Source organism: Brevibacillus nitrificans (genome assembly GCF_003710965.1).
Classification (GTDB): Bacteria; Bacillota; Bacilli; order Brevibacillales; family Brevibacillaceae; genus Brevibacillus; species Brevibacillus centrosporus.
In genome coordinates this window covers 363,224-380,131 of record NZ_RHHU01000011.1, presented here as the reverse complement: position 1 = coordinate 380,131, position 16,908 = coordinate 363,224, and the positions used below count along the sequence as shown (strand labels likewise).

Genomic DNA, 16,908 nt, shown 5'->3' with positions numbered 1-16,908 from the left:
TAAGCTATAAGGAGGTTAAGTTAAATGAAAAAGACTTTATTTACAGTTAGTGCAATCGCTTTAATACTAGGTTCTTCACTTTATTTTTCAACTTCAACAAGCATTAAAGCGGCATCCGAAACTAATTCAATAGAAAAAGATGTTTACATACGTGATGCTTCTTATGCATCATTCACGGATATAAAGGCACTCGAGAACGCTGCAGACGTTATTGCAGAAGTAAAATTCTCTGGAAAACGTGAGACCAAGGTTTGGGAGTACGAAGAGGGAGACACTTACACGAATACATTAACAAGTGTTGAGGTGAAGAAAGTACACAAGGGAGAGGTTTCTAAAGGAGAGGAAATTGGAGTTTACGAGCCAGCATACATAAGCGAGAACGGTTTTCATTCAATTGAAGGATATAACTTGATGAATAAAAAAGGGAAATATCTACTGTATTTAAGAACTAAAAAGGATGGGAACTATTCTGTTTTAGGTTTGTATCAAGGAAAGTATGATTTAAATGAGACTAGTACATTAAATGAACTCAAAAAATTTAGATCTTATGAGGACGTACAGGATAGAGAATATCTTGGGGATGAAGTTGAACACTTCAATAAATTAAAGAAAGAAAATCTGAAAAAATATACTCAAAAAGATATTTATTAAACGATAAAATTATGAACACTTCATTTGAATAAGTAGCAAGTATAAGAAAAAGGCACATAGGCTTAAAGGGAGTGTTGACGAAGTAATTAAAGAAGTAGTTTTTCCAGGAACCGTGTAGAACTTTTCTATACGGTTTCTTGACGTTTGGGGTAATAAGTCATGATGGGAGTTATTACAGAGGCAAACAACATCAGCTGCACTTTTAAATTTGAAAGACTATATCCCACCGGATCATTTGCTGCGTGACGTTCAAAAGCAGATTGATTTCTCCTTTGTGTATGAGAAGGTGCACCACCAGTTTCCGTTGGCAGAAAGTCAATTGATCCGGTTCTCTTATGAAAATGCTGCTCATCGGCTATCTATATGGCATTTCTTCTGAAAGAAAATTGGAAGAGGAAGTGAATGGGTTCGACCACATTGTTAAATTATGGAAAAATTCTTGGTTGTCCAGCAGGTAATTCACTTTTCTTTTACTCATGTCGATGGAGATGGAGGTCAGGAAGGCTACATAAAAATTTACACTGCCAAAACAAAAGGCTGCAAGGAATGCCCGCTGCGGGGGCAGTGCTTTACCGGGTCAAGGCCGTTTCGCAAAATAAAGAGGGTTCTCTTTCACGAAGCGTTGGTGCGCAATAAGGAACCCGCAAAGACGGAAGATTATCGCAACATCAGACGACTCCGTAACATTTGATGTGAAGGTACATTTGTTACCAATGAAACGCGCACACAATTTAGCCAAAACGTACAAGAGAGGCATTCGAAACACACTCGAACACGGCCTCTCTTCAGCGTTGGCTTTAAACATAAAACATAAATCCCCACTGGTTCACCGGTTCGGTTTTTTTTTATACAGAGAGAAGTGTACTAGATTCCTGTCCAGCATAAGGGCAGCTACGGCTCCGCCACCTAGCTTGGGAAGCCAAGTTTGTTACTGGGTCAAAATATCTGCGAATGATGGTGCATTTGTAACAAAATGGAATGTTTTTCCGTCTACTCCTGTATGAGAAAAGTATGGGAGGGAACGGGATGAAACCGATGAATCGCAGCAGGTGGAGACTGGCTGCTGGCGTTTGCTACTATCGGTGGAAGCGGCATGTGCAATGGCTGTTAGGGCAAAAGGAATACGCGCGCAAACGTCAGACTGAGTTATTGCCGTATGTCCACTTTCAGCATCGGACGATATTACTGCGAAAGCTTCAGGACGTCGAGATGTGGATGCAGCACAACAAAGTCACGAATTTGCGACTCGCTGCGCAGTGTCTGGACGGGATCGTGGTGCAGCCAGGGGAGACGTTTTCCTACTGGCGGCTGATTGGCAAGCCGACTCGTCAAAAAGGCTATCTGGACGGGATGCTGTTATCGCATGGAAGGGTGCTGACGGGAGTGGGGGGCGGATTATGCCAGTTGTCCAACCTGCTTTACTGGATGACCCTGCACACGACGCTATCCGTGACGGAGCGGCATCGTCACAGCTACGATGTTTTTCCGGATGCGAATCGCACGCAGCCATTTGGCAGCGGAGCGACCTGCTTTTACAACTACCTCGATTTGCAGATCGCCAACCGGACCAGCCATGCTTTCCAACTCCACGTCTATGTGACGGATACGCATTTGGTAGGAGAATGGCGTTCAGACATGCCGCCGACACGAAAGTATGAGATTGTAGAAAAAGAACACACCATGCAGCCGTCCCTGTGGGGAGGATACGAGCGTACCAACCAGCTTTACCGCCATGTGTACGCACTGGACGGAGAGTGGCTGCAGGAAGAATGGATAACGGAAAATCGAGCGATGATGATGTATGAGCCCCTCTTGCCAGAGGCTGTCTGTAGGGCATCCGGACAAAAATAAGAGGAGGATGTTTCCTATTCCGTATACAAACTGGAACTCGGCTCCAATCTGTGCGAAAATAGGAACATATGCTTTCGTCTTAGGAACGTGAAAGGTGGACTTATACATATGTCTTCTGTTGATCGCATCACAGCAGGTTTAAATCCGGAGCAGCGGGAAGCTGTTCTGACCACGGAAGGGCCCGTATTGATTCTGGCCGGAGCGGGCAGTGGCAAGACCAAGGTGCTCACTCAGCGCATCGCTTATCTCATCAGTGTCAAGCAAGTAGCGCCATGGAGTATTCTGGCGATTACGTTTACGAATAAAGCCGCGCGGGAAATGCAAAATCGCGTAGCGAGCATCATCGGAGGGGCAGCGGCACAGGATGCCTGGCTGTCGACCTTTCACTCCCTGTGCGTACGCATTCTGCGCAGAGATATTGACCGTTTGGGGATTAATCGCAGCTTTTCCATCCTCGATGCGGGTGACCAACTGTCGGTCGTCAAGCAATGCCTCAAGGATCTCAACATCGATCCGAAGCAGTATGAGCCGCGCTCTATATTGGCGGCGATCAGCACCGCGAAGAACGAGCTGACCGACCCAGAGACCTTCACCCGTCTGGCGGGAGATCCGTTCTCCCAGGTAGCGGCCAAGGTATACGAGGCGTACCAGAAGAAGCTGAGAAACAATCAGTCTCTGGACTTTGACGATTTGATCATGACGACTGTCCGGCTGTTTAAAGAAGTGCCGGAAGTGCTGGAATTCTACCAGAAAAAATTCCGCTACATCCACGTCGACGAGTATCAGGATACGAACCGTGCCCAGTATCTGTTGATTTCCATGCTGGCAGATAAGCATCGAAACGTTTGCTGCGTAGGGGATGCTGACCAAAGTATTTACAAATGGCGCGGTGCAGATATTTCCATCATTTTAAACTTTGAAAAAGACTATCCCGAAGCGAAAATGATTAAGCTGGAGCAAAACTATCGCTCTACCAAAACGATTCTGCAAGCAGCCAACCAGGTCATCGCGAACAACAAGCTGCGTAAAGAAAAGAAGCTGTGGACGGAAAATGTGAGCGGCGAGAAAATCAGCTGCTTCCAGGGAGATTCCGAGCACGACGAAGCCTACTTTATCGTGGACTCGATCCGAAGACAGATGTCACAGTACAAGCGCTACGACAAGTTCGCCGTGCTGTACCGGACCAATGCCCAGTCCCGCGTGGTGGAGGAAGTGTTCATCAAGTCGAACATTCCGTATACGATCGTGGGCGGCACGAAGTTCTACGACAGAAAAGAGATCAAGGACATCCTCGCTTACTTGCGTCTGATTTCCAATCCGGATGATGACATCAGCCTGCAACGCGTGATCAACGTACCGAAGCGCAACATCGGGGATACGACAGTAGACAAGCTGCAAGCTTACGCCAACGCAAACGGGCAGTCGCTTTTCAACGCGATTCAGGAGACGGGATATATGGGTCTGCCTGCTCGTACGACCAACGCCATCCTGTCCTTTAACGATCTCATCACAAGCCTGATGCAGATGACCGACTATCTGAGTGTCACCGAGCTGGTGGAGGAAGTGCTCAAGCGCTCGGGGTACCGGGAAATGCTGAAAGAAGACAAAACACTGGAAGCACAGGCGCGCCTGGAGAATATCGAGGAGTTTCTGTCCGTTACGCAAGAATTTGAGCGTAAAAACGAAGACAAAAGCCTGCTCGCCTTCTTGACGGATCTGGCATTGGTAGCAGACATCGACTCGCTGGGTGATGACGGAGCGCAGGAGGAGGTTGCCGCAGAAGGCCAGGTCGTGCTGATGACACTGCACAGTGCCAAGGGTCTGGAATTTCCCGTCGTTTATCTCGTCGGTCTGGAGGAAGGTGTATTTCCGCACAGCCGCTCGCTCTTTGACGAGACCGAGATGGAGGAGGAGCGCCGCCTCGCGTATGTAGGGATCACTCGTGCGGAGGAGCGCCTGTTTATGACCTGCGCCCGTATGCGGACTCTTTTTGGACGGACGAATGTCAATGCGCCTTCCAGATTTCTGCAGGAGATTCCGGCAGAGCTGCTCGATGGCAGCCCCGTTGCAGACAGAGGCTACGGCAGCGGTGGGGGCGGAGGCTTCGGTCAACGGGAAGCTGGACGCTCTGCTTTTGGTGGTGGAGGCTTCCAGGCAGGTGCACCTCGCGTAGGGATGGCACAGCGCTCTGCAGCGACAGCTGGATCGCCGTTTGCTCGTCCGGCAGCCCAAGCGGGAGACAAACTTCCAGGACACGGCGCTGCGGCAGGCGTGGATTGGAAAGTTGGCGACAGGGTCAAGCATGGCAAGTGGGGCACAGGGACAGTCGTAAAAGTAAAAGGAACCGGAGACGACAAAGAGCTGGATATTGCGTTCCCAAGCCCGACCGGAATCAAGAAGCTGCTGGCCAAATTTGCTCCAATCGAACGGGGTTAATGTAGTGGAATCGGTATAGTAAAGGGTGGAGTAGATGGATCGACTGACGGCGGAAACAAAAATTGCGGAATTAACGAAACGAATTGAGCGGCACAACCGTCTTTACCATGAACTAGATCAGCCTGAGATTTCCGATCAGGAATACGATCAATTGGTGCGGGACTTGCGAGAGCTGGAGAGCAGCTTTCCAGATCTGGCATCCGAGGATTCTCCGACCCAGCGAGTAGGGGGAGAACCTCTTCCCTTCTTTGAAAAAGTGGTACATAGAACACCGATGCTGAGCCTCGGCAACGCCTTTAACGAAGAGGACCTGCGGGATTTTGACCGCCGTGTCCGCCAAGCTGTCGGAAATCAGACCGTGCGCTATGTAGGTGAGCTCAAAATTGACGGACTTGCGGTCTCGCTTCACTACGAAGACGGGAAGTTCGTTCGGGGAGCGACGCGTGGGGACGGCACCACGGGGGAAGACATCACGCAAAACCTCAGGACGATTCGCTCCATTCCGCTGCGTCTGACCCGGCCGTTGACGCTGGAGGTGCGTGGGGAAGCGTACATGTCCAAGGGCGCTTTTGAGCGGCTGAACAAGGAGCGCGAGGAAAAAGGCGAAGCGCTTTTCGCCAATCCGCGCAATTCGGCAGCAGGCTCCCTGCGCCAGCTTGATCCCAAGATTGCCGCTTCCCGTCAGCTGGATACTTTTATCTACGGCATCGGTGAATTGCAGGGAGAATCCGTCGAATCCCACAGCGAAGGACTGGATCTGCTGGAGACATTGGGCTTCGCGGTCAACCCGGAGCGTCGTGTGTTCGACAACATCGAAGACTTGATCGCGTTTATCGCGAGCTGGACGGAAAAACGGCCGAGTCTGCCATACGAAATCGATGGCATGGTCATCAAAGTGGACAGCTACGCTCAGCAGCAGGAGCTTGGATTTACGGCAAAAAGCCCGCGTTGGGCCATCGCTTACAAATTCCCGGCGGAAGAAGCAGTCACTGTGCTTGAGGGCATTGAAGTGTCTGTAGGGCGCACCGGTGCCGTGACGCCGACTGCACTGCTCAAGCCGGTAAGCCTGGCGGGAACGACAGTCAAACGCGCTTCGCTGCACAACGAAGACATCATTCGGGAAAAAGGCTTGATGATTGGCGACCACGTCGTCGTGAAAAAAGCGGGAGACATCATTCCGGAAATCATTGCCGTGCTCCCAGAGCGCCGTACAGGGGCAGAGCAGCCGTTTAGCATGCCGACCCATTGCCCGGAGTGCGGCAGTGATCTGGTCCGTCTGGAGGAAGAGGTAGCGCTGCGCTGCATCAACCCGATGTGTCCGGCACTGATTCGGGAGGGCATGATTCACTTCGTCTCCCGTACCGCGATGAACATTGATGGCTTGGGCGAGAAAGTAGTAGCCCAGCTCTTCAACGATGGCATCATTCACAGCGTGGCGGATCTCTATTACCTGCACCAGCAGCGCGATGTATTGCTAGGCATGGAGCGCATGGGGGAGAAGTCCGTGGACAATCTGCTCGCAGCGATCGAGGCGAGCAAGGAAAACTCACTGGAGCGTGTCCTGTTCGGCTTGGGGATTCGACTGGTGGGTGCCAAAGCGGCAAAAGTCATCGCGGAGCATTTTGGAACCATGGATGCGATCATGCAAGCTAGCGAAGAGGATCTGACCCAGATCGATGAAATCGGTCCGAAGATGGCAGCCAGCCTGGTCAACTACTTTGAGCAGCCACAGGCCAAAGCCGTTATCGAGCGTTTGAAAGCGGCTGGAGTCAATATGGAGTACAAAGGCTTGCGTGTTGAGAGCGGGGCCGATCTGCCATTTGCAGGAAAAACGATTGTGCTTACCGGTACGCTGATGCAAATGTCGCGTCAAGAAGCAGAAGAAGCAATTGCCCGCCTCGGTGGGAAAGTAACGGGCAGTGTAAGTAAAAAAACCGATCTGGTCATTGCGGGTGAAAAGGCTGGCTCCAAGCTGGAGAAAGCCGAGAAGCTGGGTGTGGCAGTGATGGACGAGGCAGGCTTCCTGCAGGTCCTAGAAAGCAACGGCTAGCCAATCATTCCTTGGCGACGGCAGACGGAAGAGCAAGGAAAGGGACGTGAAGAGCATGAAGGGCTTCCTACGATGGGGATATGGAGCAATGGTTTTGGTACTTTTGTCTGGCTGCAACGACAGCGAGCAGAACAAACCAGCTCCACCACCCACGGTAACGGCAGCGGCTCTAAAGGGTGACCTGACCTACCAGGATGTGCTGGAAAAAGGGGAGACGGTACATAACCTGGCTATGACGACAGACGCAGAAAGAATCTGGGTAGGCACTCACTCAGGACTGTACAGCTCGACACCTGGCGGGCTATGGAGTCTTTTATCTACCGAGCTTGAGTATCAAGACATTGTCGGCTGGTTTGTCGATCCCAAAGACCCACATCAGATCTACGCAGCAGGAAATCAGGGTGTGATGCATTCGAGCGACGGCGGCAAGGAATGGACCTCCATCGGGTCTGGCTTGCCTTCTCCCGCCGATATCCGCAGCTTTGCAGGGATTCGTGAGGGAGACCAGATTCGCTTGTTTGCTTTCGTTTCCGGAGAGGGCATCTACCAATCATCGGACGGCGGAGACAACTGGAGCATCTGGCAGCCGATGGACCAGGAAGTTTTTGCTATGGATTTCAACCCTGAGGAAAACCGTCTCTATGTAGCGGCGCAATTCAGCTTGCTCTATAATGAGGACGGGGAATGGAAGACAGAGGTGCTTCCGCAAGCGCAGCAGATCTACTCTCTATCTGTCGACAAGCGCACGGGCATTTTGGCTGTGGCAACCGAGCAGGGCATTTTTGAAAAAATAAAAGGCGAGTGGCGTCTTCTGGATGCACGCTCACCGGAGAAGCTGATCATGATCTCGTCGGGAGAAGGAGAGACCAAGTGGGTCGGAGTAGGGGAATCTGCACTGATTTACAAGCTTTCCGATAACCGATGGGTCAAATGGAACTAGGGTGCCCTGCTTTACAGCACAGATAGGAACGATAAGTCCTCTCCAGTACAAGCTGCAACTATGGCGAGACCTTAGCCAAGTTTTCTAGGAGTAAAAGGAGTAACGTATGAATGCGAAGTTTTTGACAGGATGCAAGCTGATGACAGCTTTACTTCTCGTGATTGCAACAACGGGTTGCTCGCTGCTGCCGCGTGGCCAGGAAACAGGACCAGAGCCTGCAACTCCATCCTTGTCGCCGGTGGTAGAAGTTTCCGAAGATTATTACGGCAGTATTCCGCCGTATAAACCAAACCAGACTCGCGGTATGCTGAGTGATACCAAATACCGGATCGATTTCAGCCACCTTGAGCTGGGATTGATGGAGTTTGCCCGTGAAACGTTCCCGACCTCCGAATATCTGTTCCAGGAAGGGCAGCAGATCAAGCAGGAGCAGGTGACGGAATGGATCGCGCAGGAGAAGGCAGGCGCGGCTAACGGACAAAAGAAAAAAGGGATCTTGGTACACGTACTCGAGCATGATTACCTCAGCAAGGAAAAGGATCACTTGGGGCAATTGGAAGGAATGGTCCTGGGCCTGTCCCTGTCTCCTGAGTATCAGGATGCGACCGGGCAGGATAAAATGTACACGACGCAGGAGCTGCAGGCGAAGGGTCAGCAGCTGGCTGCCCGTATCGTCCAGTCGATCCGGGTCAATACTCCGACAGTGCCGATGCTGGTCCTGCTGTATCAAGTACCGGAAGCCAACTCATCGCTGGTGCCAGGGCATTTTATTATGTCGGGGACAGTCAATGCCAATGAAGCATCGGTCTCCAAATGGCAGCCGATTGACGAGGAGTTCTACTTGTTCCCAAGCTCGGACGTAGAGAGCAAGTACGCCCAGCAGTCTCTGCAGTACGACAAGCTGATGCGTCAGGTGCAATCGTATTTCGGCGAGTATGTCGGGATGACGGGTGTCGGAAGATTCATGGGCGGTAAACTGACAGAGCTGACGATCACCGCTACAGCGGAGTACGACTCTCGCACAGAGGTCTTGCAGTTTACGCAATTTGCGGCAGGCAGCATCAACCAGCTGTTCGACAAGAGCGTGCATATCAATCTATATGTCCAGTCGATGAACAAGCCGCTTGCGATCTACATTCGACCAGCCACTGGCGAGCCGTACATGCACATATACCGACAGTAAAAATGCGAAGGACTCTTTCACCGAAATGGGGAAGGAGTCTTTTTTACTTATAACTATGAAAGAAGAGGAGCTTATCAACATAGCTGGGGTGGGGAGAAGCAGGTTTCCGATCTTCGCTCCGGCCTACACCCTACGTAGAAGATGAGACTGTCCGCACCACAACGATTCACGGGGAAGCGGTAAAGGAGTAGCCGCTACGCAGGGAACGCAGGGGTACCGCTTCTGGAACCCGTGAATTCGTTGTTCGGCTAAGTAGGGTTCCGGAGTCGCTCCGCCTGGAAACCTGCTTCTCCAGCGAGCCTTTGTGGTTTCTAGGCACCTTTTTTAGCGGTTATTCAAAGGGAGAAGGAAGCTCCCGTTCGTCGTAGGCATTGCCCCAAGTAGCGTTATTCCATGAAACTACATGGAAAGCCCTCAAGAAAAGGAAAGGTAGATAAGTCAAGGCTGGCCAAGAAAAAAGGGAAATAAGCGGAGGTATTAGGGACGCAGCCGAGGCGGAATGGAAAAAGCAGAACCTGCCTTTAGGTCCACCTCTGAGAATGCATCTCAGAAACGACCGCTTTGGACGCGAGCTTAAGCTTTTGTAATGGAGCCGTACAAGCGTGCTTCCCGCGTTTTTCTCACATAGACCAGTAGTGTAAGAGGTTGTCGTCCTTTCTGACACATGTGTGCAAAAGTGTGTAGAGGTATACAAAAGTGTCTATGGAAGCTCGTTGACATCGCTTGTTGTTTTTCGAGAAAAATGCAAACACTATCCGAGTGTGTGCGAAGTCGGTTTTGTTGGTACGATCCTTGCATATGTATAGAGAATGAAACCAAACATGGAAGAATTCGATAAGGAGGCGTCACAATGCAAGTAGAATTCAAAAACGAGGCGTTTACCAATTTTAGCTTACCAGAAAATAAAAAGGCGTTTGAAGAAGCGCTCGCAAAAGTTGAAAGCGAGCTGGGCCGTGAATATGATCTGATCATCGGCGGAGAGCGTATCAAAACCGAGAAGAAATCCCGTTCCATCAACCCTTCCAATAAAGAGCAAGTAGTGGGTGTTGTTTCCCAGGCTGACCAGGCACTGGCTGAAAAAGCGATCCAAGTAGCAGCAAGCACATTTGAAACCTGGAAAAAGGTTCCTGGCACTTCCCGTTCCCGCTACCTGACCAAAGCAGCAGCAATCCTGCGCCGCCGTAAGCATGAGTTCTCTGCTTGGCTCGTAAAAGAAGCAGGAAAAAGCTGGCCAGAGGCGGATGCGGATACTGCAGAAGCAATCGACTTCATGGAGTACTATGCTCGCCAAATGGATAAGCTGTCCCAGCGCCATGATCTTCCTCGCATCCCGGATGAAGATAACGAGCTGTACTACATTCCACTTGGTGTAGGAATCGTAATCCCGCCTTGGAACTTCCCTCTCGCCATCATGGTGGGTATGACGACAGCAGCTCTGGTTGCAGGGAACACCGTAGTGCTGAAGCCTGCTTCCACAACGCCTGTAATCGCAGCCAAATTCATGGAAGTACTCGAAGATGCTGGCGTACCTGCAGGTGTAGTAAACTTCGTACCGGGCTCCGGCAGCGAAATCGGCGACTACCTCGTTGAGCATATCCAAACTCGTTTCATCAGCTTTACAGGTTCCCGCGATGTAGGTCTGCGTATCAACGAGCTGGCTGCTAAACATCGTCCAGGACAAAAATGGATGAAGCGTCTGGTTGCTGAAATGGGCGGTAAAGACTCCATCGTGGTAGACAGCGACTGCGATATCGAGCTGGCTGCTCAATCCATCGTGGCATCTGCATTTGGCTTCTCCGGTCAAAAATGCTCGGCTTGCTCCCGTGCGATCGTACACCAAGACGTATACGATCAAGTGCTGAACCGCGTAGTCGAACTGACGAAAAACCTGACAGTAGGCGATATTCGCAGCAACGATTTCTACACAGGCCCAGTAGTTGACGATAAAGCGTACAACAAAATTCTGGAATACATCGAGATCGGTAAAACTGAAGGCAAACTGGTTGCAGGTGGCGAAAAAGGCCCAGACTCCGGCTACTTCATCATGCCAACTGTATTTGCAGACGTAGCTCCAGATGCACGCATCATGCAGGAAGAAATCTTTGGACCTGTAGTGGCATTCTGCAAAGCCAGCGACTTTGACCATGCGATGGAAATCGCGAACAACACCGAGTACGGCTTGACTGGTTCTGTCATCAGCCGCAACCGTGCAAACCTGGAGCGCGCGCGTGAAGAGTTCCACGTAGGTAACCTGTACTTCAACCGCAAGTGCACAGGTGCTTTGGTAGGGGTACATCCATTCGGCGGCTTCAACATGTCCGGTACAGACTCCAAAGCTGGCGGCCCAGACTACCTCTTGCTGTTCACCCAAGCAAAACTGGTTTCCGAAAAACTGTAAGACTTGTCTTTACAAAAGTCGCCTCAAATCTGGGGCGGCTTTTTTCTTTGCGCCAGCAGGCTTGTACAATGGGAAGTTTTCTTTAGGCTCCTTTTGTCCACACTACTAACAAAATGACGTGCGGGCAGGTGAGAGCGCTGTTTACGTATGTAGTTTCAGGATTATCCGCCTTTTTTCTGGTCTATCTGTTGATGCCGGTCGCTCATTGGCTGGCTTGGAAAACGCAGCTGCTGGATATCCCGCGGGGAAGAAAAGGTCATAGCCAACCGATGCCGTTATCGGGCGGAATCGCGATGTTTGTCGGTATGCTCATCGTGTCAGCTTTTTTTGCAGGGGTGCAAAAAACGGTTGCGGTTTTGGCAGTAGGCGGAGCCATCTTAATGGCGATCGGATGGGTCGATGATGCGTATAAAGCCAAGCAAAAAGATTTTCCTGCGTTACCCAAATTATTGATACAGCTTTCGGTAGGAATGATGGTATTTTTCTTTGACATCCGTTTTCGAGGCGTCAGTCTCACCTGGTTAGGGGGAGACGATGGTGCTTTTGCTACGTTTCCGTTGTGGATCTCGTTTCTTGCTACGGTGATTTGGATCGTTGGATTGATCAACATGGTGAACTTTTTGGATGGAGTAGACGGATTGGCGGCAGGAGCGACTATTTTTTCGGCGGTGACGTTGTTCTTTCTCTCGATGGTAAAGGGGCAGGATTTGACGGCGCTGCTGGCAGTGGCACTGGCGGGGGCGGCATTGGCTTTCTTACGCTTTAATTTTTATCCGGCCAAAATCTTCATGGGAGACGCGGGGTCGATGTTCCTGGGGTTTGCACTGGCAATCATTTCTCTCGAGGGAACGATGAAAGGGGCTACGCTCATCTCGCTTGTGGTGACAGTCCTCGCTTTGGGATTGCCAGTCATCGATACCTTGCAGGTCATGATCAGCCGATTGCTTGCAGGGTCGCCTATGTATCAGGCAGACCGTCGTCATGTCCATCATCGGCTGATGTCTCATGGTCTGACTGCCAAACAGACCGTCGTGGTCCTGTATGTGGTCAGCTTTTTGTTCTCGGCGTTGTCGCTGTTTCTGTTTTATTTTCAGAAGATCTGAGGGCCGGTCACTCGATTACTCAGCTTGATAAAAGCGAAACTGGTTTCGTCCGGAGGCTTTTGCCAAGTAGAGGGCCTTATCGGCGTGAGTCAAGAGCTGATCGGCATCGCTGGAAGTCGTTGGATAGAGAGCGATCCCGATGCTGGTCGTGCTGTGAAACGTATGTCCTTCCAGTATCCACGGCTCTTGGAGTGCGCGGATGATCCGGTTTGAAACCTTTTCGACCTGCTGCTGGTTCTGGAGGGAGGTGAGGATGATGACGAATTCATCGCCTCCCAGACGGGCAACCGTGTCCCCCTCCCGTACGCAGGAGCTGAGTCTGGCTCCGAGCAGCTGCAGGAACTGATCACCTGTATTGTGGCCCCAAGTGTCGTTGATTTGCTTGAAATGGTCACAGTCCAGAAAGAGGACGGCTACCATGTCCTTATTGGCTTTTGCCGCAGCCAGTGCATTGTGCAGATGGATGTAGAGCAGACGACGGTTTGGCAAGCCGGTCAGCACATCGTGATACGCCATATGCTCCAGCTTGGATTCCAGCTGTTTGCGCTCCGTAATGTCACGGGTAACGGAGAACACATGCGTGCATACGCCGTCTTTATTATAGACAGGGGAAAGGATCGACTCGCCGATCACTTCCCCTTCGCTTGTATAATGGATCGGTGCTCCACTTAAAACGGCTTTTTTGTACATACGGTTCAAAACGGATGCCTTCCCCTCGGGATAGACGTCCTCTATTCGCTTCCCGTAAGCCTCTTCGGTCAGCTTGGCTACTTGCATCGCAGCAGGGTTCATCAAGACATAGCGAAACTGGAGTCCTTCACTTTCAGACTCCTCTACAGACATAAGAAAGAACATGTCTGACATATGATGAAAAAAGCTGGTCAGGATATCCCCGTATTGACTGATTAATGTTTCAATGTCGAGCTTTGACATGTCTGTTTTCTCCTGAAAGTAGGCTTGTCCACCATCTTATAGTATAGCAAGATTGCGGAAGAAAATGATGAGGCGATGGTAGGATGGCGGGGTTTACTGAGTATTGGCTGAGGTGGTAAAGTAAGGTTATCCTTTTTTCAGCTTCTTGGTTGGGAATTCGATCGAAGTATCTTTATCGGAAAAACAAGGAGTTGTCCTATGCGTAAAAAGCTGCTTCCTGTCTTGATTCATCGGTTGCCACAAAACGCGATGTCTCGGACGATGGGGAAAATAACTGCATCAAGATTTAGCCGATTGGCGATTCAACGCTATATCCGCCATTATCACATCGATTCTACCGTGATCGAAAAGCCGGTAAGTCAATATCGTACCTTGAAGGAATTTTTCTGCCGCCGACTGAAACCGGAAGCAAGGCCAATAGCACCGGGCGAACACGTCATCGTCAGCCCAGTGGATGGTACCGTTTCTCAAATGGGAGATATTTGCGAAGGTACATTGATTCAAGCGAAAGGAAAACAGTTCGATGTCGTCGAGCTGCTCGGTGGTTCTGTAGAAGAGGCCAAGCGCTACTACGGAGGAAAGTTCATCACCATTTATTTAAGCCCGAGAGATTACCACCGCATTCATATGCCAGTCGAGGGAGACTTGATCCGGTACAGCTATTTGCCGGGACGTCTCTATCCAGTGAACAAGCTGGGGATTGAAAATGTGGATCGTCTTTTTGCACGTAATGAACGGCTCGTCACGTACATTCAAACAAAAGACATGGGCGATTTGGCACTGGTCAAAGTAGGTGCCCTCTTCGTCGGAAGTGTGAAGGTCTCCTACAATACTGCGACTACCAATATCAAGCATGGCCGCCAAACCAATGAGCCCATCATGGACACCCCGCATTACCAAAAAGGGGAAGAGCTAGGCTGGTTCGAGTTTGGCTCCACGGTCATCCTGCTGCTCGAATCCAACCAACTGGAGTGGGCGAAAGGAATCGAGATTGGCAAAAGCCTGCTCATGGGCCAGCTGCTGGCAGAGAAGGCGGAGTAAAGGATTCACGTCAAGGATTGCGTGCCAACAGAGCTCCAAGGCTGCTGATGATTTCAGCCCTTGGGCTTTTTTCGTTGGTTTGGAGTGCTTTTCTGATTAACGAACGCTGATAAGAGCTCTAGAACAATACTAACAAGCTTTGCTTTAAAAATCTTTGAAGGTGTGAACGACAGGATCAGCTGACCAGGAAAAAGCAGAAAAAAGCGAAAGGTATTAGGGACACAGCCGAGGCGGAGTGGAAAAAGCGGAACACGCATTTAGCGTCCAACTCTGGGAGGCATCCCAGAAAACGCCACTTTTGGACGCGGTTCCGCTTTTGAAATGGAGCCGTGCAGGAATGACCCCCGAGCAAGTGGCCCTACTAGCCTGCAGCGTTTTCTGCTTTTTCCGCCCCTCCACAACAGCCCGAGTGAAGTTAACGTCAGTAAATGATTTTTTACCATAGAAGAAACCGTCGAAAATTGACTGAACCCGCTGTTTTCAAGTAAGATCAAAGTTATGGATACGATTCGGAGGTGGAAACATGAGTGCCATTACTCGCAAAGAAGTGGAGCACGTAGCCAACCTGGCTCGCTTGCAACTGACAGAAGATGAAGCAGAACGTTACACAAAGGATCTCAACGCGATTTTGGAATTCGCAGCGAAGTTAAATGAACTGGATACTTCCAATGTAGCGCCTACCAGCCATGCGACAGATGTGAAAAACGTGATGCGTGAAGACGTCAACCGTCCGTCCCTGCCGCGTGAGGAAGTGCTGAAAAACGCACCGGACCACGAAGAAGGACAGTTCAAAGTACCGGCTGTATTTGAGTAAATTTCTGGAGAAGTGAAGGGAGGAACCTACTGTGTCGCTGTTCGACAAGCGATTGTCTGAAATACATAGCGCCCTGCGCGCAAAGGAGTTGTCCGTGACGGATCTGGTGCAGGCATCCATCGCCAGCATCAAGGAGCACGACGACGAAATCAAATCCGTTCTGCATGTAGATGAAGAAGGGGCTCTTGCTCATGCCCGTCAGCTGGACGAGCGTCTGGCGAAAGGTGGCGAGGAGCTGGGCATGCTGTATGGTCTGCCTGCAGGCTTGAAGGACAACCTCATCACCAAAGACGTACGCACCACCTGCGCGAGCAAATTTTTGGCCAACTTTGATCCTGTCCATGACGGGACGGTTTCCAAAAAAGTGAAGGATGCCGATGCTGTCATCGTGGCGAAGCTGAACATGGACGAGTTTGCCATGGGCGGCTCCAACGAAAACTCCGGCTTCTACCCAACCAAAAACCCGTGGAACACCGAGTACGTTCCAGGCGGCTCCAGCGGTGGCTCGGCGGCAGCAATGGCTGCACGTCATTTTTACTTTACGCTCGGTTCGGACACAGGCGGCTCCATCCGTCAGCCAGCAGCATTCTGCGGCGTGGTTGGTCTGAAGCCGACCTATGGCCGTGTATCCCGTTTTGGTCTCGTGGCATTTGCCTCTTCTCTCGATCAGATCGGTCCTGTGACGAAAAACGTGGAAGACTCCGCTTTCGTTCTGCAAGCAATCGCTGGACATGATCCGTACGATTCCACTTCCGCCAATGTAGAAGTTCCTGATTTCCTGTCTGCTTTGACGGGAGATGTGAAAGGGCTGCGCATTGGTGTGCCAAAAGAGCTGATCGGGGAAGGAATTGATCCAGAGGTGCGCGATGCCGTGCTGGCAGCGCTGAAGCAGCTGGAGAGCATGGGAGCGACCTGGAGCGAGGTTTCCATGCCGCACACCGAGTATGCGGTACCTGCTTACTACCTGCTGTCCTCCTCGGAAGCATCGTCCAACCTGGCTCGCTTTGACGGCGTGCGCTACGGTGTACGTGCCGACAATGCGTCCAACCTGATCGAGCTGTACAAAGAGTCCCGCAGCCAAGGCTTTGGTCCAGAGGTAAAACGCCGCATCATGCTCGGTACGTATGCCCTGTCGTCCGGCTACTACGATGCGTACTACAAAAAAGCACAGCAAGTGCGTACCCTGATCATCCAGGACTACAACAGCATCTTTGCTGACTTTGACGTGATTCTCCATCCGACTACGCCATCTACGGCGTTCAAAATCGGGGAAAACGTGGACGATCCGGTCAAAATGTACCTGGAAGACATCTGCACCGTGCCTGTAAACCTGGCAGGCTTGCCAGCGATTAGCGTACCGTGCGGATTCTCCCAAAAAGGTCTGCCGATCGGCTTGCAGATCATCGGGAAAGCGTTTGACGAATCCACCGTGCTGCGCGTGGCACATGCCTATGAACAATCTGTAGGCTTCCATACGCGCAAGCCGGAATGGGTGAGGGGGTAAGAGC

Annotated in this window: 13 protein-coding genes; 12 read left to right on the top strand and 1 reads right to left on the bottom strand. The window is 51.0% G+C overall.

All coding sequences use genetic code 11. From position 1 onward, the window contains the following. The first annotated feature begins 24 nt into the window (after positions 1–24). From EDM59_RS19735 to EDM59_RS19690, 9 genes are all read left to right on the top strand, one after another. Positions 25–651, top strand: coding sequence for a hypothetical protein (locus EDM59_RS19735; protein ID WP_122925187.1), 627 nt, complete (start codon positions 25–27; stop codon positions 649–651). A gap of 427 nt (positions 652–1,078) precedes the next feature. Beyond that, the gene (locus EDM59_RS31820; protein ID WP_122925185.1) at positions 1,079–1,342 is read left to right on the top strand and encodes a transposase; all 264 of its coding nucleotides are present in this window, start codon (positions 1,079–1,081) and stop codon (positions 1,340–1,342) included. A gap of 335 nt (positions 1,343–1,677) precedes the next feature. Continuing rightward, on the top strand, positions 1,678–2,502 hold the full coding sequence (locus EDM59_RS19720) for a VanW family protein (RefSeq protein ID WP_122925184.1): 825 nt from the start codon (positions 1,678–1,680) through the stop codon (positions 2,500–2,502). A gap of 108 nt (positions 2,503–2,610) precedes the next feature. Next, positions 2,611–4,938: a DNA helicase PcrA gene (gene pcrA, locus EDM59_RS19715; RefSeq protein ID WP_122925183.1), complete on the top strand. Its 2,328-nt coding sequence runs from the start codon at positions 2,611–2,613 to the stop codon at positions 4,936–4,938. Positions 4,939–4,972: 34 nt separating this feature from the next. Further along, positions 4,973–6,988: an NAD-dependent DNA ligase LigA gene (gene ligA, locus EDM59_RS19710; protein WP_122925182.1), complete on the top strand. Its 2,016-nt coding sequence runs from the start codon at positions 4,973–4,975 to the stop codon at positions 6,986–6,988. Between the two features lie 88 nt (positions 6,989–7,076). Next, positions 7,077–7,928, top strand: coding sequence for a WD40/YVTN/BNR-like repeat-containing protein (locus EDM59_RS19705; RefSeq protein ID WP_246011125.1), 852 nt, complete (start codon positions 7,077–7,079; stop codon positions 7,926–7,928). A gap of 106 nt (positions 7,929–8,034) precedes the next feature. Continuing rightward, complete coding sequence (locus EDM59_RS19700; RefSeq protein ID WP_122925181.1) at positions 8,035–9,111, top strand: CamS family sex pheromone protein; 1,077 nt, start codon at positions 8,035–8,037, stop codon at positions 9,109–9,111. Positions 9,112–9,961: 850 nt separating this feature from the next. Further along, complete coding sequence (gene pruA, locus EDM59_RS19695) at positions 9,962–11,509, top strand: L-glutamate gamma-semialdehyde dehydrogenase (protein ID WP_122925180.1); 1,548 nt, start codon at positions 9,962–9,964, stop codon at positions 11,507–11,509. Between the two features lie 128 nt (positions 11,510–11,637). Next, positions 11,638–12,612 carry an MraY family glycosyltransferase gene (locus EDM59_RS19690; RefSeq protein WP_246011124.1) on the top strand — a complete coding sequence of 325 codons (975 nt, stop codon included), beginning with the start codon at positions 11,638–11,640 and terminating at the stop codon, positions 12,610–12,612. A gap of 15 nt (positions 12,613–12,627) precedes the next feature. On the opposite strand, the gene EDM59_RS19685 is transcribed toward EDM59_RS19690, so the two are convergent. Next, on the bottom strand, positions 12,628–13,545 hold the full coding sequence (locus EDM59_RS19685) for a sensor domain-containing diguanylate cyclase (RefSeq protein ID WP_122925179.1): 918 nt from the start codon (positions 13,543–13,545) through the stop codon (positions 12,628–12,630). A 198-nt stretch (positions 13,546–13,743) separates the two neighbouring features. Here EDM59_RS19685 and asd point away from each other — a divergent pair, with 198 nt between their 5' ends. The 3 genes from asd (at position 13,744) to gatA (ending at position 16,904) form a co-directional block, all read left to right on the top strand. Then, complete coding sequence (asd, locus tag EDM59_RS19680; protein ID WP_092267362.1) at positions 13,744–14,586, top strand: archaetidylserine decarboxylase; 843 nt, start codon at positions 13,744–13,746, stop codon at positions 14,584–14,586. A gap of 523 nt (positions 14,587–15,109) precedes the next feature. Next, positions 15,110–15,400, top strand: a complete 291-nt coding sequence (gatC, locus tag EDM59_RS19675; RefSeq protein WP_092267360.1) for an Asp-tRNA(Asn)/Glu-tRNA(Gln) amidotransferase subunit GatC — start codon at positions 15,110–15,112, stop codon at positions 15,398–15,400. 31 nt (positions 15,401–15,431) lie between these two features. Continuing rightward, positions 15,432–16,904, top strand: a complete 1,473-nt coding sequence (gene gatA, locus EDM59_RS19670; protein WP_122925178.1) for an Asp-tRNA(Asn)/Glu-tRNA(Gln) amidotransferase subunit GatA — start codon at positions 15,432–15,434, stop codon at positions 16,902–16,904. Positions 16,905–16,908: the final 4 nt, after the last annotated feature.